This is a genomic window from Vibrio sp. 1-1(7) (assembly GCF_013048485.1).
In the GTDB taxonomy this organism is placed as follows: domain Bacteria; phylum Pseudomonadota; class Gammaproteobacteria; order Enterobacterales; family Vibrionaceae; genus Vibrio; species Vibrio fujianensis.
On record NZ_VHSP01000002.1, the window covers coordinates 658032 to 678295 of the forward strand.

The 20264-nt window shown below is 41.4% G+C and carries 19 protein-coding genes; 12 read left to right on the top strand and 7 right to left on the bottom strand.

The features are described from left to right. Nucleotides 1-30: 30 nt before the first annotated feature. The 7 genes from pyrD to rmf all read left to right on the top strand — a co-directional run bounded on the left by pyrD (nt 31) and on the right by rmf (nt 8599). Nucleotides 31-1041, top strand: coding sequence for a quinone-dependent dihydroorotate dehydrogenase (pyrD, locus tag FKN05_RS10850; RefSeq protein ID WP_099611220.1), 1011 nt, complete (start codon nt 31-33; stop codon nt 1039-1041). A 165-nt stretch (nt 1042-1206) separates the two neighbouring features. Further along, a complete protein-coding gene (locus FKN05_RS10855) occupies nt 1207-1755 on the top strand; it encodes a cell division protein ZapC (RefSeq protein WP_099611221.1) in 549 nt (182 codons plus the stop codon). 532 nt (nt 1756-2287) lie between these two features. Further along, nucleotides 2288-4429 carry a bifunctional 23S rRNA (guanine(2069)-N(7))-methyltransferase RlmK/23S rRNA (guanine(2445)-N(2))-methyltransferase RlmL gene (gene rlmKL / locus FKN05_RS10860; RefSeq protein ID WP_170887486.1) on the top strand — a complete coding sequence of 714 codons (2142 nt, stop codon included), beginning with the start codon at nt 2288-2290 and terminating at the stop codon, nt 4427-4429. Next, on the top strand, nt 4426-4668 hold the full coding sequence (locus FKN05_RS10865; protein ID WP_170887487.1) for a glutaredoxin family protein: 243 nt from the start codon (nt 4426-4428) through the stop codon (nt 4666-4668). Before rlmKL ends, FKN05_RS10865 begins: the two co-directional genes overlap by 4 nt. Beyond that, nucleotides 4646-6565: an ABC transporter ATP-binding protein gene (locus tag FKN05_RS10870; RefSeq protein WP_170887488.1), complete on the top strand. Its 1920-nt coding sequence runs from the start codon at nt 4646-4648 to the stop codon at nt 6563-6565. The genes FKN05_RS10865 and FKN05_RS10870 overlap by 23 nt, the downstream gene beginning before the upstream one ends. Before the next feature lie 8 nt (nt 6566-6573). After that, nucleotides 6574-8262, top strand: coding sequence for a DUF3466 family protein (locus FKN05_RS10875; RefSeq protein WP_170887562.1), 1689 nt, complete (start codon nt 6574-6576; stop codon nt 8260-8262). A gap of 163 nt (nt 8263-8425) precedes the next feature. Further along, complete coding sequence (gene rmf, locus FKN05_RS10880) at nt 8426-8599, top strand: ribosome modulation factor (protein WP_099611224.1); 174 nt, start codon at nt 8426-8428, stop codon at nt 8597-8599. Nucleotides 8600-8739: 140 nt separating this feature from the next. Here the strand turns inward: rmf and fabA are convergent, their stop codons facing one another. After that, nucleotides 8740-9258 (bottom strand): bifunctional 3-hydroxydecanoyl-ACP dehydratase/trans-2-decenoyl-ACP isomerase, encoded by a 519-nt coding sequence (fabA, locus tag FKN05_RS10885; protein ID WP_099611225.1) that lies wholly within the window; start codon nt 9256-9258, stop codon nt 8740-8742. A 72-nt stretch (nt 9259-9330) separates the two neighbouring features. Further along, nucleotides 9331-10974, bottom strand: a complete 1644-nt coding sequence (locus tag FKN05_RS10890; protein ID WP_170887489.1) for a S16 family serine protease — start codon at nt 10972-10974, stop codon at nt 9331-9333. A gap of 165 nt (nt 10975-11139) precedes the next feature. Here FKN05_RS10890 and matP point away from each other — a divergent pair, with 165 nt between their 5' ends. The 3 genes from matP to FKN05_RS10905 all read left to right on the top strand — a co-directional run bounded on the left by matP (nt 11140) and on the right by FKN05_RS10905 (nt 12380). Next, nucleotides 11140-11589, top strand: a complete 450-nt coding sequence (matP, locus tag FKN05_RS10895) for a macrodomain Ter protein MatP (RefSeq protein ID WP_099611227.1) — start codon at nt 11140-11142, stop codon at nt 11587-11589. Between the two features lie 11 nt (nt 11590-11600). Next, entirely contained in the window at nt 11601-11915 is a 315-nt protein-coding gene (locus FKN05_RS10900) for a DUF3634 family protein (RefSeq protein WP_099611228.1), read from the top strand. Nucleotides 11916-12044: 129 nt separating this feature from the next. After that, nucleotides 12045-12380 carry a hypothetical protein gene (locus tag FKN05_RS10905; protein ID WP_099611229.1) on the top strand — a complete coding sequence of 112 codons (336 nt, stop codon included), beginning with the start codon at nt 12045-12047 and terminating at the stop codon, nt 12378-12380. 293 nt (nt 12381-12673) lie between these two features. Here FKN05_RS10905 and yciH read toward each other — a convergent pair whose 3' ends face one another. Then, nucleotides 12674-12985, bottom strand: a complete 312-nt coding sequence (yciH, locus tag FKN05_RS10910) for a stress response translation initiation inhibitor YciH (protein ID WP_099611230.1) — start codon at nt 12983-12985, stop codon at nt 12674-12676. Nucleotides 12986-12994: 9 nt separating this feature from the next. Then, nucleotides 12995-13372 carry a DUF3319 domain-containing protein gene (locus FKN05_RS10915; RefSeq protein WP_099611231.1) on the bottom strand — a complete coding sequence of 126 codons (378 nt, stop codon included), beginning with the start codon at nt 13370-13372 and terminating at the stop codon, nt 12995-12997. 104 nt (nt 13373-13476) lie between these two features. Here FKN05_RS10915 and FKN05_RS10920 point away from each other — a divergent pair, with 104 nt between their 5' ends. Further along, a complete protein-coding gene (locus tag FKN05_RS10920; protein ID WP_170887490.1) occupies nt 13477-14439 on the top strand; it encodes a tyrosine-type recombinase/integrase in 963 nt (320 codons plus the stop codon). On the opposite strand, the gene FKN05_RS10925 is transcribed toward FKN05_RS10920, so the two are convergent. Together FKN05_RS10925 and FKN05_RS10930 are read right to left on the bottom strand one after the other, a co-directional pair. Continuing rightward, nucleotides 14423-15427, bottom strand: coding sequence for a D-alanine--D-alanine ligase (locus FKN05_RS10925; protein WP_170887491.1), 1005 nt, complete (start codon nt 15425-15427; stop codon nt 14423-14425). The genes FKN05_RS10920 and FKN05_RS10925 overlap by 17 nt on opposite strands. 188 nt (nt 15428-15615) lie before the next feature. Then, nucleotides 15616-16197, bottom strand: coding sequence for an SPOR domain-containing protein (locus FKN05_RS10930; protein WP_099611233.1), 582 nt, complete (start codon nt 16195-16197; stop codon nt 15616-15618). Nucleotides 16198-16461: 264 nt separating this feature from the next. Here FKN05_RS10930 and FKN05_RS10935 point away from each other — a divergent pair, with 264 nt between their 5' ends. After that, on the top strand, nt 16462-19164 hold the full coding sequence (locus FKN05_RS10935; protein ID WP_099611234.1) for a bifunctional acetate--CoA ligase family protein/GNAT family N-acetyltransferase: 2703 nt from the start codon (nt 16462-16464) through the stop codon (nt 19162-19164). Between the two features lie 205 nt (nt 19165-19369). Here the strand turns inward: FKN05_RS10935 and FKN05_RS10940 are convergent, their stop codons facing one another. After that, a complete protein-coding gene (locus FKN05_RS10940) occupies nt 19370-20263 on the bottom strand; it encodes a LysR family transcriptional regulator (RefSeq protein WP_161455683.1) in 894 nt (297 codons plus the stop codon). Between the last annotated feature and the right edge of the window lies 1 nt (nt 20264).

The following is a 20264-nucleotide window of genomic DNA, read 5'->3' on the forward strand; positions in this document are numbered from 1 at the left end:
TATTCGGGGCTTATTTTTTTCGGAGGCAGTATGCTTTACCGCTTAGCCAGAGCTGGCTTTTTTCAACTGGATGCTGAAAAGGCGCATGATCTCGCCATTCAAAATTTCAAACGTTTCACTGGTACACCTCTCGATCTCTTCTACCGTCAACACCTTCCTCAACGTCCTGTTGAATGCATGGGGCTTACCTTCAAAAATCCAGTGGGCTTGGCTGCTGGGCTTGATAAAAATGGTGAATGCATAGAAGCATTTGGAGCGATGGGATTTGGTTTTGTTGAAGTTGGAACCGTGACTCCTCGCCCTCAACCGGGTAATGACAAACCGAGGTTATTTCGCTTAGTGCACGCGGAAGGAATCATCAACCGTATGGGGTTTAACAATTTAGGTGTCGATCATCTGGTTGAGAATGTTAAACAAGCAAATTATGACGGGATTATCGGCATTAATATTGGTAAGAATAAAGACACGCCGATAGAAAAAGGGGTAGAGGATTACTTAATCTGTATGGATAAGGTTTATCCTTATGCGGGTTATATTGCGATTAATATCTCATCGCCAAACACGCCAGGATTGCGTACGTTACAATATGGTCAAGCTCTTGATGAACTATTGGCGACACTTAAAGCAAAACAAAATGAACTTGCCGAACAGCACAATAAGTATGTTCCGTTAACATTGAAAATTGCACCAGATTTAACCGACCAAGAGCTAAAACAGATTTGCCAGTCGCTACTAAAGTATAAAATAGACGGAGTTATCGCGACGAATACAACCTTAGATCGAACATTAGTCGAAGGGATGAAGTTCGCGAATGAGGCTGGTGGACTAAGTGGGCGACCATTACAATCTCGTAGTACAGAAGTGATTAAACTTCTTTACCAACAACTTGGTGAACAGATCCCTATCATTGGTGTGGGGGGGATAGATTCTTATGTTTCAGCGAAAGAAAAATTGCTTGCCGGAGCTAAGTTAATTCAAGTTTATAGCGGATTCATTTATCACGGGCCTAAGCTGGTGAGCGATATTGTTAAAAATTTATAATTCATTGAGATATTTTATAAAGTGACAAGGTGACTTTCAGAGGAGATGAATCATTCATTTCCTCTTTTTTTTTATGATGTCCTTCCTAAAATGGCACTAATAGGTAATAAAGTCGTTTACCTCATCGTTTGATTATTCCAGTAAAGTAAATAGAGAGCCAGAATAATGCTAAAACCCAGTGATAAATGGCGTTGGTACTATTCAGATAGCGAAGGCTATTTGATGCTCGATCTCGGCGAGGAGATGGTGTTTCGCACCAATCTTAGTCGCAATTTACTGGTTGATTGTGCGTTTGCAGAAAATCATTTTTCTGTTGATGATGCATCGGATTACCAAACCTATAAAGAATGTGTTAGTGGTTTAGATCTGCCGGAACCTCGTAAAGTTGAATTAGCCCTGTATTGTGTGGCAGCTAAACGGTTCCATAAGCCGGTTCAACCCAGAAGTTGGTTTTTCGATTACCAGCAATCGGACGATGAGCTTGCGCCTCAAGAAGGCGATATGGTCAGTTTACTAAATGGCCATAATCAAGGGTATTTCATTGTTCTCGAAGTAGGAGAGAGCGCGAGCTTATGTGCATTGGTTGATCTGCAACCATTTATTTTAACCGGCTCTAAAACCTTAGAGTTTGGACAAGTGATTAAGGTGATGCACGACAGAATGGCATTAGCCAATCATATTTTACAACCAGAGTCTGTGGCACTGGTTGGTTAATTTTACCTAACTGTTTTCGTTCCTTTGTTTCATTTCCCATCGGCATCTCGCCGATTTTTTTTGCCTACCGTTCGGTCTCTCGTTTATAACACAGTTCAAATTTGGTTAAAGAAGGCGATATTCTACGCATTTTTTCTTTTCTTTTTTTGTTAGATGTGACGCATAGCTATGATAATTCTAGCCAAAATAAAGGAAAAATTCCCTTTTTAGCAACGTTTGTTGTTAAATTACAGCGACTTTATGTGTTTGGTATAGTCCAGATTTTAAGTGAATAAATACTCACTTCTCATGCGAAGCACTAAGAACGATAGATATTTATCAAAGAAACTAAAAAGGCTGAGTCAGTATCGTGGTGATTTTTACTCAAATTGAAAATGTGATTGCAGCATGAGATTTAGGCAAAATTAAATGACTTAACTGTTTAATGATTAAGCAGACTGAGAGTTTTTTGTTAAAATCCGTTGTTTAGCTTAGCCATGGGCTTTAGTTGTCAGCTATAATCTGAAACCATTTTTAGCAGTTAAAGAACACTATGAATCAATATCTAGCGGTGACCTCCAACGGTCTTGAGAATCTATTAGCAGAAGAACTTACCCAACTTGGGATTTCTGACGCCAAACCTGTTCAAGCAGGGGTTAAATTTACTGCCTCTAATGAATGTATTTATCGCTGCTGTTTATGGAGCCGACTTGCTTCTCGATTCGTACGTGTTGTTGCTGAATTTACTTGCCAGAATGATATGGATTTATACCTATCTGCCGCAGCGGTGAACTGGGTGAACCACTTTCATAGTTCAAAGAAGTTTGTGGTGGACTTTAATGGTACTAACCGTGAAATTCGTAACAGTCAATATGGGGCGATGAAAGTAAAAGATGCGATCGTAGACTGTTTTAACAAGAAGAATCTACCTCGGCCATCGATCAGTAAAGATCAACCTGATCTTCGGGTTCACGTCCGACTCCACAAAGAAAAAGCCTTACTCGGTATTGATATGGTTGGGGCAGGGTTACATATTCGTGGCTATCGTCCTGAATCGGGGCGCGCTCCTTTACGAGAAACACTCGCGGCCGCCATTCTTCTTCGCAGTGGCTGGCAGCCTAGTCGACCATTGCTCGATCCCATGTGTGGTTCTGGTACCTTATTAATTGAAGCGGCGATGATGGCGGCTAATATTGCTCCAGGCTTAAAAAGAGCCAAATGGTGCTTTGAAGCTTTAGAAGACTTTCAACCTGAGCTCTGGGCTGAGATAAAATCAGAAGCGGCCGTTCAAGCACGTAAAGGTGTCAAAAAAGCTGACACTAAGTTTTTTGGGGCCGATAATGACCCTCGTGTTTTGCAAATGGCAAAAGAGAATGCCCGACGAGCCGGGGTTGATGAACTGATTCAATTTGAGTTAGCTGATGCGGCAAAACTGACTCGTCCACAAGGTTTTGAGCATGGTGTGATCGTATGTAACCCACCTTATGGTGAACGGCTAGGTACTCATCCTGGTTTGATTGCTCTCTATACTGCCTTTGGTGGGCAGTTAAAAGCTGAGTTTGGTGGTTGTCAGGCTTCTATCTTTTCCAGCTCTGATGAACTACTGAGTTGTTTGCGTATGCGGGCAGAAAAGCAGTTTAAATTGAATAATGGTGCGTTACCTTGTCACCAAAAAAACTACACGATTGCAGAGCGCGATACTTCTCAATTAACGGATTCATCAAGCCCGTCACTCATTGCCCCTGATTTCGCTAATCGATTGAAAAAGAACCTCACAAAAATCAGTAAGTGGGCAAAACGAGAAGGGTTAGACTGCTATCGGATCTATGATGCAGATCTTCCTGAGTACAACGTCGCGATTGATGTTTATTTAGATCAACTCGTTATCCAAGAGTATGCGCCGCCCAAAACGATCCCTGAAGAAAAAGCGAAACGTCGCTTAACAGACATCATTCGTGCGGCGATTCAGGTGACAGGCACTGATGCAAATAACGTGGTACTCAAAGTGCGTGAACGTAAGAAAGGCGCGGCTCAGTACCAGAAATTAGCCCAGCAATCTCAGACATTCACGGTGAATGAATATGGGGTCAAATTGTTGGTTAACCTGCATGACTATTTGGATACGGGGCTATTTTTAGATCATAAGTTAACTCGACGTCGTCTTGCACAAATGGCCAAAGGAAAAGACTTTCTTAACTTATTTGCTTATACCGGCTCGGCAACGGTTCATGCCGCTTGCGGCGGAGCAAAATCCACCATGACGGTCGATATGTCAAAAACCTACCTTGAGTGGGCGAAAGAAAACATGAAGTTGAATGGGCAGGTTGGGCGGCAACATCAGTATGAACAAGCGGACTGTTTACAATGGCTAAGCATCGCACAGGGACATTACGATTTAATCTTTATTGATCCTCCTACGTTTTCTAACTCAAAACGTATGGAGCAGACATTTGATGTGCAACGAGATCATATTCTATTGATGGAAAACCTTAAACGAATTTTACGCCCCGGTGGAACCATCGTATTTTCTAATAATAAGCGCCATTTTAAAATGGATATCGATCGGTTAGATGAACTTGATTTACTTGCGCAGAATATTTCAACTCAGACCTTGCCGATGGATTTTGAGCGTAACAAGCAAATCCATAACTGCTGGTTAATTACCCATAAACCACAAGAGCAGGGGCGAGCGTGATTAAACTTTATAGCACCTCAGGTTGTCATTTGTGTGAGCAAGCTTATCAGTTGCTAACCAAGGCGAATATTGCCGATCCGATCACTATTGTGGATATTGCTTTTGACGATGAGCTATTCTCTCGTTACGGTGTCACCATACCGGTGATTGCATTCCAAGGCAGTGAACTTAACTGGCCTTTCGATTTTAATGAATTAACTCAGTGGTTAGAAAATAATGGCATTAATTACCATTCATAACGGGTTACTGGCGTTCGGTGACCATCCTTTACTGGATCATGCAGATTTTGCTCTGCAAGAAAACGAACGGGTTTGTCTTGTTGGTCGTAATGGTGCAGGGAAATCGACCCTAATGAAAGTGCTCGCGGGTGAGATCTTGCTCGATGATGGCAAAATGCAGGTAATGCAAGATGTCGTGGTTTCTCGTTTAGAACAAGATCCGCCACGTAACCAGCAAGGCAATGTATATGACTATGTGGCTGGAGGCTTAAAAGAAGCAGGAGAGCAACTTAAGATCTATAACGATCTACTTGATCTTGTGACTCATTCGCCAACAGACGCCAATATTAAGAAATTATCCACGGTTCAAGAGCAACTAGAACATTCTGGTGCTTGGCGCTTGGAAGACAGAATTAACAATGTGCTTACGGCGTTAAAACTCAATGGTCAAACGAAACTAAGTGAACTTTCCGGAGGTTGGCAACGCAAAGCGGCTTTAGCTCGTGCTTTAGTATGTGAACCTGACGTTTTACTCCTTGATGAGCCAACCAACCATTTGGATGTCACAACCATTGAATGGCTGGAAGGTTTCCTTAAAGATTTTCGTGGTTCCATCATTTTTATTTCTCACGACCGTACGTTTATTAAAGCAATGGCCACTCGTATTTTGGATTTAGACCGAGGAAAACTGAACTCTTTTCCTGGTAACTACGATCAATACTTGGTTGAAAAAGAAGAGCAATTGCGTATTGAAGAGATGCAAAATGCTGAGTTTGATAAAAAATTGGCTCAGGAGGAAATCTGGATTCGTCAGGGCATAAAAGCGCGCCGAACACGTAATGAAGGCCGAGTGAGAGCCTTAAAGCAGTTACGACAAGAGCGAAGCGAGCGACGTGAAGTTCAAGGTAAAGTGAATCTTAAAATTGATGATGGATCCCGCTCAGGAAAAATTGTATTTGAAGCGGAAAACCTTAACTTTTCCATTCAAGGCAAACCGATTGTTCGTAACTTTAGTTTTAATATTATGCGAGGTGATCGTATTGCACTGATTGGTCCAAATGGCTGTGGGAAAAGTACGTTACTTAAGCTGTTACTGGGTGAGCTGACCCCTGATAGCGGTCGATTGCACTGCGGGACAAAATTGGACGTCGCGTACTTTGATCAATATCGTGAATTACTCGATCCTGAAAAAACCGTGATTGATAATTTAGCTGATGGAAAACAAGAAGTGACGGTAGCTGGGCGTCAACGTCATGCCTTAAGTTATTTACAAGATTTTCTTTTCGCGCCAAAGCGGGCTAGAACACCAGTCAAAGCGTTGTCAGGTGGTGAGAAAAACCGGCTATTGCTAGCGAGAATTTTCTTAAAACCCAATAACTTATTAGTACTTGATGAGCCCACTAACGATTTAGATATCGAAACATTGGAACTTTTAGAGGATTTACTTGCCAACTATCAGGGCACATTATTATTAGTGAGTCACGATCGTGAGTTCGTTGATAATACAGTGACGACCAGTTGGATTTTTGAAGGTAATGGACACATTGAAGAGTTTGTAGGTGGTTATCACGATGCGCAGCAGCAGCGTCAACAAGTGCAGCAAGCTCGTGCAAATGAAGGTGTGAGGCAGAAACAAGAGCAATCGGTTGAGCCCCCTCTAAAAGCCACATCACCAAAGCCTAAAGCGAAGAAGTTATCGTATAAACTACAACGTGAGCTGGAAGCTTTGCCGGCCCAGCTTGAACAGTTAGAAGAACAAATTGAAACGCTACAGTTAGAGGTCAATACTCCCGACTTTTTCAGCCAAGCTGTAGAGATTACCCAACCCATTTTAGAGAAGCTGGCTGCTTATGAGCAGGAGCTTGAAGTTGCTTTTGAGCGTTGGGAAGAGCTTGAAGCGATACAACAGGATAGTTAATGAAACGAATGAGTAGTAATACGTTTAAACGGACGCTGATTAGTGCCGTCATCTTATCTTCAACCTCAGCCTCAGCAGCACTGTATCAAGTGGTTGAGGTTAGCCCATCAACAAACTTGGATTATAAAAGTAGTTATGGTGTCGCCATTCAGCCTGGTATGGTGAATGAACCATTAGGTTGCTTTGCCAATGGAGCAACAGATTGTGCATCATCGTTTAAACTTGCCGGTGAAACGCGGTTAATCGAAACTCATGATGGTGAAGCGATAGATGGCCTTAGCTACCGAGAAGAAGTGCCGTTTAGAATTGATAATACCTTCGTGTATATTCAAGAACTGCGTGATTTTGAGCGTTATTGTAATAACGAGTTACGTTATTCTACTTGTGAAAGTTGGGCATCGATTCGTTGGAATCTTTGGCACAAAGAAATCAATGGTGAGCAAACACCAAATGCCATCGCTTTTATTGAAGACGAAGGGATAGCAATTGATGAAACCAAGAATGTTGTTGTCAATAGTTTGACCGAAGCTGGACAACCGGTCGGTATTGTTTCTGACCTCGGTAATGTAACAGGATATAGGCGTAACTCTGTCACTGCACTCGTTGGTACTCAAGATGTCGACCTTGGATTACAAACTCGATCTTGGAAAACGGATGGTACTTATACTGTAGGCAGTGTAGCAAGCGGAAAAGTAAATAATGAAGGGGATTTTTATATTTCGAAAGGAGCGATTTGGAAAAATTCGAGTCCTAAAGACAGTATGACATCGTTACCTTGGGGGGCTGGAGTTTCTGAACAAAGGGATCAACGTCTCGCACAAGCTAGCTTAAGAGATTTTGTTATTTCAGGTGATAATAAAACACTTTATGCGGTTGGTTTTAACACCTTCTATGATAAAAATCATTATATGCAAGCGAGTATTACTCCACTAACCATTCAAGACGATAATTTAGCTCCAAAAGAAGCGATAGCTGTAAAAGGGGCGACGGTCTATTCTGGTGGCGGCACAAGTGGAGATAGAATCCACACCAATTCCCTTTTAACTTCAGTCAATGCAAATTTAATTGCAATTGGTGAAGCAAAACGAGCAACCGCAGAGAAAGGGGCGTATGCCAATCGATTATTTATTGTGCCGGATGTTTCCTCTTCTTCACCAACCGCTGCATTCTTATCGGGAGGCATTTTCTTTGAAGGTGCAGGGGGTAAAGCGGGCGCAATGAATAACTATAATGAAATGGTTGGCCAAATCGATGCCGATAATACTCGTGAAGTGAGTGGTAAACCACGTCGTAAACGTGGTTTTATTTACCCATATAATGGTAAGAATAGCAATGATGAGCGCAAAAATATCTTTAATAACCAAGCTTGGTGGTTAGATGATCTCACCAATGGTGGTGAGTTCTCAAATAACAATAACCAATACCGCATTATTGATGCAACTGATATTAATGATGCAGGTGTTATTGCGGCCAGCGCATTTAAATGTGTTGGTGGTTATGATTCAACCGCTCACAATGCTACCTGTAGTAATCAAGAAACTACGGTTGCGGTTAAGCTTATTCCAATTGCTGGCGCGACGAGTGAAGATATTGTTCAACGTGGCACCGACGATCAATCGATTGATCGTAAAGGAGCAACGATAGGATTGTGGGCTTTGATGTTATTTGGGCTCGTTGGGTTCCGTAAGAAAGACTAGAAAATTGTTAAATAGGGCACAAGTTCACAGATTTGGACTTGTGCCTTTTTTATGCCTTGAGAAAGTCCATTTATTGGTCAATTCTTAATGATGTGGTCATCAATTTGCCACATCGTTTTAATAGTTGTACGTTAAACACAAGTTACTGTATGAGGACTGCACTATGAAGAGACAAAAGCGTGATCGCCTAGAAAGAGCGCAATCTCAAGGATATAAAGCTGGGTTGAATGGACGTTCACCCGATGAATGTCCTTATCAACAAACTGACGCTCGTTCGTATTGGTTAGGTGGTTGGCGTGATGCTAGAGATGATAAAAACTCTGGTCTCTACAAATAATTTTCCACATACACCATGGATCTTAGCCCCGAAAGGGGCTTTTTGTTTTTATTACGTACTTATGGCCAATAGGCCCTAGTGCACTATAACTAATTTTATTGTTCTAAAATTAGGCAGCCGGATCGGCTGCCTAATTACCTTTAGAATGATGAAGTATCTTGAAAAAGACCAACTTTTAGATCTTTAGCCACATAAATTTCTTTACCATCCACTAAAACACGACCATCAGCTAACCCCATGACCAACCTACGATTCACCACCCGTTTCATATGAATTTCATAGGTAACTTTTTTCGCTGTCGGAAGAATTTGCCCAGTAAATTTTACTTCACCGACACCAAGTGCGCGTCCTTTGCCTTTTCCTCCAACCCAACCAAGAAAGAAGCCGACTAATTGCCACATGGCATCCAGCCCTAAACAGCCAGGCATCACCGGGTCTCCGGGGAAATGGCAATCAAAAAACCAAAGATCAGGGGAAATATCCAATTCTGCAAGAATCAGCCCTTTACCGAAATCTCCTTCGGTTTCTGACATTTTGGTCACTCGATCCATCATTAACATATTAGGCGCAGGTAACTGAGGGTAGCCTTCACCAAACAATTCACCACGGCTTGAGGCTAGAAGATCATCACGATTGTATGAATCACGTTTATTATTCATTATTTTACTACTCCAATTTCCAATAGGAAGCATGTTAGTGAACAGGTGTACGCTAAACAACTCCGATCAGTACTAGACAAACCAGTTTTTGATCCGTTCCATGATTCCGTGTGGTTGAATATGTTTTTCAAAATAAGCAATACGAGCCGCAATTTTGCTAATCACACTGTCTTCATCCTCCCCTCTAAATGGTTTATTCATAAGCAAGGGAATGGCCTCATCAACAGTTGAGACAGGCCAAATAGTAAATTGGCCATTTTTTATACTGTCGATTACTTGAGGATGAAGAGCCAGATGTTTTAAGTTGCTCTTAGGCAAAATAACACCTTGTTGCCCGGTAAAACCTTGGTGCTGACAGACTCGGTAAAAACCTTCAATCTTTTCATTTAGCCCACCAACGGCTTGAACTCGTCCAAATTGATCCACGGCACCGGTGACCGCGATTTGCTGATCTATCGGATATTCAGAGAGCGCACTGACTAAAGAACAAAGTTCAGCAAGTGAAGCACTATCGCCATCGACTTCACTGTAAGATTGTTCAAAAACAACCGAAGCGGAGAAGGGTAACGGTACATCTAAGTCAAGCGCACTACTGACAAAAGCTTGCATGATCATCATACCTTTGGCATGCAGATTGCCACCCAGCTCAACTTTACGTTCTACATCAGCAATATCCCCATCACCAAAATGGATAACACACGAAATACGTGCGGGTTCTCCATAAGAAATAGGATGTCCTGCAACATCAATGACGGTTAATCCATTAACCTGACCTACTTGTTTTCCTTGTGTTTCGATAATCACCTGACCATCAAGAATATCATCTAACGCCCGCTCTGGAAGATAGGAAGCACGGTAATAGCGTGATTCGATAACTTGAATAACATGTGATTTTTCAATACTTTTTCCTTGAGACTCAATTGCTGATTCTTCAAGTAAAGCACGATGCCACATAAGGCAGAGTGGGGCATAGTGTTGATCTTCGGTGTATCTTGCCCCTGCGGTCATTACCGCTTCAATAGCACCTGAGGTTAATGTCGGTAGACGGTAACGTTCAATCATCCAGCGAAGATAGCCTAAATAAAGTGGCATAGTATGCTGATCGATTTTGATGTCTAATTCTAACTCACTAAATAAACATAAACCGGCATGAATATCTGAGTCCAAAAAATCAATGTCACCGAGTTGATGGCGATCACCGACAATAATCAATTTAATGTTATAAGATTGGCTGGGTAGCTCGGGAAGTAATGAACGTTTATCACAATTAATAGGAGAAATCGATTCACCAAGTACGGCAGATTTTAATTGTGGCCAGCAACGAGGATTTGCTAACAATAAATTAGCAGAAACAATAAGATAACCATTATTAGCTTGCTCTAATAACCCAGTGGATTGGCTGGTAATCTGCCCATTTTCAGCTTTTATTTGGCCAAAAAGGGTGGACATATCCAAACTCTCTGTACGAACGATAGGCACTCCTAACCGTTTGTTTTGTATATGTTCTTGCACCAAAGAGCGGTAAACGGAATTATCTGGCGCATTAATTAACAGAACCCGGCTAAAACCCTGTATCTGTATGAAGCGCTCTATGGCTTGAGAAAGGCGATGCTGGGTTTGAAAAAAAGAATGTACCGGAATTTGTTCAAACTGGGCAAATAACAAGTCAAAATCGTCATACTGGGGCGTCACTAAACGCCAGATATCTTGTGTCATTGAGTCATCGAAGTGATTAAAAGAACTGAAATTATATAGAAAAATCTCCGCTGCGAATAGCGTTGTTATTATTAATGATCTCTATCGTATTTTTGATTGAGAGAATTGAAAGTTAGCGCCGGCATGGTTACACTGTCACTCAAAATTTATACGGATTTGCCGAATATGAAATATCAACAACTCGAAAATCTAGAATCTGGTTGGAAATGGCAGTATTTAATGAAAAAATGGAAAGATGGTGAAGCCATTACTCGCCATATTGATCGCAGTGAAGCCGATGCGGCGGTTCTGCAGCTCAAAGCTCTTGAACACGAACCCACATTAGTACTCGATTGGATTGATAAACATATGGCGCTTGCTTTGGATAATAAGCTTAAACAAGCGATAAGAGCGAAGCGTAAGCGGCATTTTAATGCAGAGCAGCTTCATACGCGTAAAAAGTCTATCGATTTAGATTATCGGGTCTGGGAGAAATTATCTCTAAGAGCAAATGAGCTTGGCTGCACCTTATCAGATGCGATTGAATATTTACTAAGTGAAGCCTCACGTAGTGAAAAAGCAAGCCGTGCTGTGACAAGTTTGAAAGAAGATTTAAGTAAATTACTATCCAATTAGGAACGAATAACATGATTTACGCCATCATTATCGCTGGGATTGTCATTTTTTGGTTGTTTGCTGTTGATCGACCCGTTTTAAGGGTGACATTTAAATCCGGCCAGATGACTACAGCAAAAGGGCATTTCCCTCCAACGTTTAAACACAATGTGAGTGATATAGCTGAATCCACACCTTTTGATGGTGAAATGAAGGTATATCATCAGAGAGCAGGAATGAAACTTGTTTTCTCTAAAAACGTTCCTAAAAAAGTTCAGCAACGGATTCGTAATGTTTTTCCTCATCAAGGTTTTAAAAGTCGTGGGAAATCAAAGAAAAGTCACTAAACGCATTTATTGAGTAACAACACTAATTTCATTTCCTTATTAAGTGAATCGAACATTAACCTAATCACACTCGAAAGACTGAATAAATCGCATATGATGTATTCAATTGCATTTGATTAGGAGCGTCTGATGATAAAGAAAAGCGTCATGTTAGGATTGATATTAAGTAGTATGGTGATGTCGGCTTTTGCTGATGACGCTGAAACGAATCCAACAGCAAAGAAAATTAAGCAGCAACTGATTAAGCAGCTAAAAAAGGATCAGTTTTCATTATCTGGTTACTGTGACGTATTTATATATATGCGTCATGTCACTGCTAAAAAGGCAGAAGTAAGGAAAGCGACCTCGACGGGGTCATCACATCAATGCAAAGAGATCGAGCAATTGATACGAGTAGGAAAAAAGTATTCTTATCAACAACCGGAATACATTATTAGAATTCATATTGAGGATCGACACTTATAACAATTATTGATGATACTTCCTATGATTAGAGTTTAAATAGCCCAGGATATCGATTACAAGAAACCTCACTTTAGTGCGCATTATATGGATTATGTTAAATATGATAACGTGGTTATAATCAATAAATGACTATTCCTTTCAGGCTTAGATGACTTCTATTCACTCGCGCTATTTTCCATTAAACATAACCTATTTACCATAAAGTATATAATTAGCTTTATTGTGTCATGGCTGACCAATAAAGCCAATTATGCGATACAGAGTAAAGATTAATTTCTTTGTAAATACAGAGTTCAGCTTCCTGCTAGTTTGACAACAAATCCTTTTTTCTCTAATAGCTGTTTTAATTTCTCACGCATATCACCTTGAATCTCAATCTCTCCATCTTTTAGTGAGCCGCCACAGCCGCAGCTTTTTTTAAGTTCCGCCGCGAGCAATTTTAACGGTGCATCGTCAAGGTCTAGTCCTTTTATGATTGAAACACCTTTGCCTTTGCGTCCTTTAGTTTCTTTATGTATGCGAATAATACCATCACCTTGGCGACGTACTTTTTTTTCTGGTTCAGGTTGAATACGGCCTGTTTCGGTTGAATATACCAATGTCATAACATTTTCTTACTTCTTTAGTTGAGTTTCCGCTTTTTGTTTAGCAAGCAGATGAGCTTCAATATGTTTTTGAATAGCAATTTTAGAACCTTTGATTAAGCGACCATTGAAAAAACAATACCAAGCATTCGCCTCTCCTGTATCATTTTTCAAAGTAAAACCATTAAACTGCTCTTGTGTAGGTTTATGACCCTCTTCGCGTGCTTTACCTACCGATTCAAATTCGCTTGGATCAATAATTGATGCGGTATCACACCACCAATCGATACTCTTTTTAACTGCCGCTAAGTTTCCGGTTAATACGTGTGTCTTTATTTTAACTTGCCAGACCTCACTGGAATTCGGTGCTGACTTTAAGGTAAATCCTCGGTAAGTTGCTATCGCCATAGAGATCCGCTTCTGTTTGTTATTGCTAATAGTTAAATAATAATTGTATCTGACCGGTTAGCAAGTATATTTATTGGTAATATCTTAAGTTATAGTGCATTAGTATGAAAAAAAACCTCACACCTCTCAGTAATGAAATTAAAATAAAACAAATGGTTGAACGGTTTCGTAATACGATTTCCACTGAGCAGATGGTTTTACTCACACAATCGTACTATAAGCACAACTCTTTGCTCGCTTTGACTAAAGACTGGAATTTATTTATTCAATACGGCCAACAACATGCTGTACAGATACTGCCCGCTTCAAGCTTAGTTGTTAATCAATTTATACATCATCAAGCCAAAACGAGAAAATATAACACCTTAAAACGTTACGTGGTAACTATAAGCATAGTGCATTACTTATTAAATCAGCCTGATCCCACAAACAGTATTCAGGTTCGTAATCAACTTCGTCATTTTCGTCTGGATAAAAAAGGAGAGGAAAAACAAGCAGAATCCTTTACTCGATTGCATTTGAATCGCTTGCATAAAAAATTAATACGTAGCAATAATAGTAGAGATATAAGAGACTTAGCGATTTATCATGTGATGTTTGAATGTGCGATGAAACGCTCAGAACTTAAACAACTCACAATTGAGCATATTGATTTAAATGAGATCAATATTCAATGTCTGAATATTGGTACGGAGCAATATTCACTATCTGCCAATGCTCAGTGCGCATTACTTAGATGGATAAAAATAGTTAATGAACCTAGTGGTCCAGTTTTTAGAGCCATCGATCGGCACGGCAATATCGCTCATCTACGACTTGATGACTCGTCTATCTTCCGTATTTTAAGGCGAGCCGGAGGGCTTCTTTCTCAGCCTGAATTACCTTTTTCCGGTCAGTCGACTCGTATTGGTGCGGTTAAAGAATTGGCTCGACAAGGGTATAAAACAAAAGAAATTCAACAATTTGGCCGTTGGTTAAGCCCTGCGATGCCAAATCAATACTTAGGAAATTTGCACACCGCAGAAGTAGAAAAGCTAAAGTTCGTTCGTTTTAAACCGTGCGAGTAAGCGATCGGTGAACGCAATCTGCTAAGAAATCGCTAAATTTATGTCCATTATGCTCTAGCATTTTAGGAAACATCGAAATCGGGGTCATGCCTGGAAAGGTATTCACTTCATTAAGATAGATATGCCCTTGCTCAGTTAAAAAGAAGTCGATTCGAGAAAGATGTCTTAATTTCATATGGATAAAGACTTTTTTAGCACATGCATGAATTAATGCACGTTGCTCTTCCGTGAGATTTTTTGCTTCGACTTCGGTTCTCGAATGACTATCCGCACTGTACTTTTCTTCGTAACTATAAAATGCATCATCAGGCGCAATGATTTCACCCGGTTTGGAAATATAAAGCTCACCACTTAACTCATATGCGGCCACTTCCAATTCGCGAGGTTTAACCGCTTGCTCAACAAGAACCTGCTCTGAGTAATGAAAAGCGGATTCCACCGCATGGCTCACTTGTTCTAATTCGGTCACTTTGTAGCATCCAACGGATGAACCTTGCCTAGCCGCTTTAATAAACAAAGCCCCCCACTGTTCAAACGCTTGCTCTGCATTTTTTTTCGTTGTAGCACTATTTTCGGTCAGAAACAGATAAGGCGTATTGGGAATGCCTAGCGCGTCATACCATAACTTCGAGGTAATTTTATTGAAGCTATTTGAGCTTGCTTCCGGTCCACAGCCTAAATATGGAATACCTGCTAACTCAAGTAAGGATTGAATATCTCCCGTTTCTCCGGGATAACCATGAATGCAGGGGACAACAAAATCAATTTTTTTTGACCAGTTTCCACCATTAAGTGAAGCAGTATTGATATCCAGTGAAACTAACTCATTAGACAGTGTAAACCAGCCTGTTGGTTTAATCTCCACACGAATCACATTAAAATCAGGCGTAAGCAAAAGTTGTTGCTGTATGTAATTTGCAGAAACTAAAGAAACTTCATGCTCCGACGAGCCACCGCCGCACAGAAGTAAGATCGTTGTTTTTATCATTAAATTTGTCCATGACACCAAATTGGTTTTGTAACCTTGCGCTATGATAGACAATTAAAAACAGACGTGCACTATTGGGATAAATTAATTACCTTGTCCACGGTTTAACTGCCTAGAGAATAAACAGTAAAGAGACGGATAAAGCCTCTTCACTGAGTTGATAGTCCGTTGAAAACCAATATTTCTGATTAATTCAGTTTATTCAACGTTGGATATTCGGAATTTTTGATACTATCAAGGCTTTTTACAAATGGTTTGAGCGCTTTAAACTCTGCTGGAAGAGTCTCAATCGCTTGAGCGGCCTCATAACGGCTTGCATAATCTCCATACAATACGGTATACCACTTGGTACCATTGACGACTTTATAATTTTCCCAAATTGGTTGATCCCTTTTAGGGAGCTGGTTGGCAAATTGGTCCACTTTATTTTGTGACCCCACCGCTACAACTTGAATGGTAAACCCATAACGAGGATTCATTGCAGTTTGCTTATCTGTTGGAGCAATGATAGTAACGGCTGGTTTCGCCTCTGTTTGTGGACTGATTTTGACTACTTTTTTCTCTTCTGCCGACGCCATTTTGATGACATTCATTTCAACATTCTGTTCAGAAACACCTTCAGCGGTCCCTTGTTCCGATACCACGGGTTTTGGTACTTCCGCGACCGCAAACTCTTCTGTATGACTTTCAGTAGTGACATCAGTAATGTAACTCTCTGAGGCACAGGCTGCGAGAAGGACTGACAAACTGACTATTGCAACGTTTTTCATGGACTCATAACACTCTAAGTAGAAAGTAATGTAAATCATGCCGATAGAGAGACTCAGAATCAAGCACCCTCTGGCATAATCTCGGGTGATCCTGTGATTTATGACACAAACTTGTTTTCATATTATATCGTTATGATCACATCCATGTGAAATTCGCCAACAGGGATACGAAAAATTCACTAGGATAGATCCATCTGGCGCACTTTCGAACGATTTATCTCCCCACTAAAGTAGTGAGTGTCCCTCGCTTAAGGTGTAAGCATTATGAATAATTTGAGTCAGTTACTCACGCCAAAGTCTGTCGCGGTGGTTGGCGCTTCTGTCCGTACTTTTCGGGCCGGAAATATCGTGATGAAAAATTTACTACAAGGTGGTTTTGAGGGGGCAATCATGCCTGTTACCCCCTATTATCCTGCGGTTTGTGGCGTTCTGGCTTATAAAACTATCGATTCCCTTCCGGTTATTCCTGATATCGCGATTCTTTGTACCCATGCTTCACGGAATGTCACTCTGTTCAAGCAATTGGCAGAGAAAGGCGTATCTAATGTCATCGTTTTGTCAGCGGATATGTATGCCAACGATGCCCAAGATCATGAAATACAACAGCAATGCAACGATATAGCCAAACGATCAGGCATGCGAATACTTGGCCCTAATAGCCTAGGATTGATTCTTCCTTGGTGCCACTTCAATGGTTCTTTTTCTCCAGTGACAGCGATTAAAGGTAATCTTGCTTTTATTTCTCAATCGGCAGCGGTGTGTACCACAATTTTAGACTGGGCGAATGATAAACAGATAGGCTTCTCTGCTTTTGTTTCCCTCGGTAATGCCAGTGATATTGATTTTTCCGATCTGCTCGATTGCTTAAGCACAGACAGGCATACTGATGCTATTTTGCTTTACGTTGATACGATTAAAGATGCTCGCCGTTTTTTATCGGCAGCGCGTGCCGCGTCACGCAATCGACGGATATTAGTCTTAAAGGGTGGAAGAACGGCCGCTGGACGAAAAGCCGCCCAAAGACATACTGGCGGTGATAATACACTCGATAGCATTTATGATTCAGCAATTCGACGCACAGGGATGTTACGCGTGAATAATACTCACGAACTCTTTGCCGCAGTTGAAACCCTAACTCATGCCGTGCCATTAAGAGGGGAACGACTTGCCATTATAACCAATGGCGGCGGGCCTGCTATTATGGCCATTGATGCCTTACTTGAGAGAGGTGGGCAATTGGCTAAATTGAGCCCTGATATCTACAATGAGCTAAATCAGAACCTCCCTCCTAGTTGGTCGCACGGCAACCCAATTGATATCGTGGGTGATGCTGATGCTCAACGTTATATTACGGCATTAAACATAGTGTTAGAGAGTGATGACGTTGATGCTATTTTAATTATGCATTCTCCTTCTGCGATTGCTCATTCCCAACAAACGGCTCAAGCCATTGTAGAGGTGCTCAAAAATCACCCTCGAGCACGCCGATTTAATATTTTAACCAATTGGTCTGGTGAGCTTACCGCACGACCTGCGCGGCAAATTTTTACTCACGCTGGTATTCCAACATACCGTACACCTGAAAGTGCCGTTGTGGCTTTCATGCATCTGGTCGAGTACCGGCGAAATCAAAAACATTTAATGGAAACCCCCAGTACCGCTGAAGCGGTACACTCTTCTGAAGTTTCGAGCGCTAAAAATTGGATTGAAGAGCATTTAGTCGAACAACCGTCGATTCATCTTGATACTCATCAAATTGGGGCTTTTTTTAAATGGTTCCACTTTGCTGTACTACCAACTTGGATGGCTTCTGATGCCAGTGAAGCGGTTCATATTGCCGAGACGATTGGTTACCCGGTTGCAGTAAAGTTACGCTCGCCTGATATTGCCCATAAATCTGATGTTCAAGGGGTCATGCTTAATTTGCGCAACAGCAGTGAAGTCGCTAATGCGGCACAGGCGATTCTTGATCGTAGTCAGATATCCTATCCCTCAGCACGTATTCACGGATTACTTGTGCAAGCGATGGCGAAGTTAGCCGGAGGAGAAGAGCTGAGAATTAAAGTCAAACACGATACCACATTTGGCCCAGTCATATTACTTGGTCAAGGTGGCTCAGAATGGGATGAATCCATTGATGCCGAAGCGGCTTTACCTCCATTAAATATGACACTCGCTCGCTACTTAATTATTCGTGCGATCAGCAGTGGGAAAATTCGTTTGCAGAAACAGCCAACGCCTATTGATATTCATGGGTTATCTGAGTTTTTAGTTCGAATTTCACAAATCGTGGTTGATTGCCCACAAGTTTACGAACTCGATATTCATCCGGTTCTGGTTAATGGTGATCAATTCACTATTTTAGACGCCGATCTCACACTTAAACGTTTTAGCGGTGATGCACAGAGTCGATTAGCCATTCGTCCTTATCCTTCTGAATTAATTGATGAGTTTATAGACAAGGATGGCGAGCAAGTGATTTTACGACCCATTTTACCGGAAGACGAACCTTTGCATGCTGAATTTATTCAACGAGTGTCGAAAGAAGATCTCTATAAACGTTTTTTCTCTGATGTTGGGGAGTTTAACCATGAAGCGCTCGCCAACCTTACCCAGATAGATTACGACCGAGAAATGGCCTTTGTTGCCATTCGCCACCAACATGGCCAGCCTGAAATCATCGGTGTCTCACGAGCGCTCATTAATCATGAAAATAGTGATGCTGAATTTGCCATACTGATCCGCTCCGATCTCAAAGGTAAAGGGTTAGGAACCGTTTTGATGAAAAAAATTATCGATTATTGTAAAGGCAAAAAGACCTTACAACTATCAGGAATGACAATGCCAAGTAACCGAGGCATGCTCACTTTGGCACAAAAAATGGGCTTTAGTATCGACATTCATTTTGAAGACGGTGAAGCCAATATGGTGTTACCGCTTTCGAGTGGATATGCCCTTCCTACTTGAAATGGTAACGGTGTTGGCATTGGTTTACCCCAATCGCATCGTCTGTCTATGCTCATGGGGACTCCCTTGCCGCCTATCTGCAACCTTCAGTTGTTTGGGTAGCGGTATTTTTATATCGCCAAACCTTTAGAGTTACAGAACAGCTTCAAGTTGGGAGGATATCGCTCAAGCTTGATAGCACTGAAGCTCCATCGAGACAAGCACACTATCCATGATTTTTCGGCCAATTTTTTTTAAGATACTGTATACACCATGATTTTGCCTCACCAATTTTATTCCGCCGCCAAGCCAAAATAATATCGATGCACTTATCTTGACTGCCTTCAATAATTTTTAGTTGTCCGTTGGCAATCAAGTCTTCAGCGACCATTAAAGGCAAGGTACCAATCCCGAGCCCATCGATCAATGCCTGACATTTAGCATTAAAATTAGTCACCGTTAAACGAGGTTGTTTTTCAAGAATATTGACACTTATGGCTGGCTGCTCTCTTGCTGTATCAGCAATGGCTATAATTCGATATTTTTGCCGTGCTGCATCATCAAATACCCCTCGACGCTTATGAACGTAGTGTTTATTAGCCGCGACCCAAACTAGCGTCATTTTACCAAGCGGCTCAGCCTTTACATCGTGAGGCAGCACGTCGATTTTGGGACAAATAAGGAGATCCGCTCGATCCGTTGCTAGCGCTTCCCAACAACCGGCCAAAATTTCTTCTTGTAAGCGGATACGTGTTTTACTCACGTTGCCAAGCGCTTCAACTAAAGGGAAAAAATGGGTAATAGGAATAAGACCATCAAAGGCCAACGTAATATCGAGCTCCCACCCATGCGCCAAGAGCGTCGCATCATTGACCAATTTTTCTGCGGCGGCAAGCATCATTCTGCCTCGCTCAAGAATCAATACTCCCGCTTCCGTGAAGTTTGCCTTATGACCAGAACGATCAAAGATCATAATATCAAGATCTTGTTCCAATTTTTGAATTTGATAACTTAACGAGCTTGGCGCTCGATTTAGCTCATTGGCTGCCGCAGCAAAACTTCCTCGCCGATCAATCGCATCAAGAATATGTAAGGCTTCTAGTGTAATTGGACTTTGCAAA

Bases quoted from the DNA above. Each gene is read 5' to 3' on its own strand.
- rlmKL (WP_170887486.1), top strand. From the start codon at position 2,288: ATGAATCAATATCTAGCGGTGACCTCCAACGGTCTTGAGAATCTATTA.
- FKN05_RS10900 (WP_099611228.1), top strand. From the start codon at position 11,601: ATGATTTACGCCATCATTATCGCTGGGATTGTCATTTTTTGGTTGTTT.
- FKN05_RS10905 (WP_099611229.1), top strand. From the start codon at position 12,045: ATGATAAAGAAAAGCGTCATGTTAGGATTGATATTAAGTAGTATGGTG.
- yciH (WP_099611230.1), bottom strand. From the start codon at position 12,985: ATGACATTGGTATATTCAACCGAAACAGGCCGTATTCAACCTGAACCA.
- fabA (WP_099611225.1), bottom strand. From the start codon at position 9,258: ATGAATAATAAACGTGATTCATACAATCGTGATGATCTTCTAGCCTCA.
- FKN05_RS10925 (WP_170887491.1), bottom strand. From the start codon at position 15,427: ATGATAAAAACAACGATCTTACTTCTGTGCGGCGGTGGCTCGTCGGAG.
- FKN05_RS10890 (WP_170887489.1), bottom strand. From the start codon at position 10,974: ATGACACAAGATATCTGGCGTTTAGTGACGCCCCAGTATGACGATTTT.
- pyrD (WP_099611220.1), top strand. From the start codon at position 31: ATGCTTTACCGCTTAGCCAGAGCTGGCTTTTTTCAACTGGATGCTGAA.
- FKN05_RS10855 (WP_099611221.1), top strand. From the start codon at position 1,207: ATGCTAAAACCCAGTGATAAATGGCGTTGGTACTATTCAGATAGCGAA.
- rmf (WP_099611224.1), top strand. From the start codon at position 8,426: ATGAAGAGACAAAAGCGTGATCGCCTAGAAAGAGCGCAATCTCAAGGA.
- FKN05_RS10920 (WP_170887490.1), top strand. From the start codon at position 13,477: ATGAAAAAAAACCTCACACCTCTCAGTAATGAAATTAAAATAAAACAA.
- FKN05_RS10915 (WP_099611231.1), bottom strand. From the start codon at position 13,372: ATGGCGATAGCAACTTACCGAGGATTTACCTTAAAGTCAGCACCGAAT.
- FKN05_RS10875 (WP_170887562.1), top strand. From the start codon at position 6,574: ATGAGTAGTAATACGTTTAAACGGACGCTGATTAGTGCCGTCATCTTA.
- FKN05_RS10870 (WP_170887488.1), top strand. From the start codon at position 4,646: ATGGCATTAATTACCATTCATAACGGGTTACTGGCGTTCGGTGACCAT.
- matP (WP_099611227.1), top strand. From the start codon at position 11,140: ATGAAATATCAACAACTCGAAAATCTAGAATCTGGTTGGAAATGGCAG.
- FKN05_RS10935 (WP_099611234.1), top strand. From the start codon at position 16,462: ATGAATAATTTGAGTCAGTTACTCACGCCAAAGTCTGTCGCGGTGGTT.
- FKN05_RS10930 (WP_099611233.1), bottom strand. From the start codon at position 16,197: ATGAAAAACGTTGCAATAGTCAGTTTGTCAGTCCTTCTCGCAGCCTGT.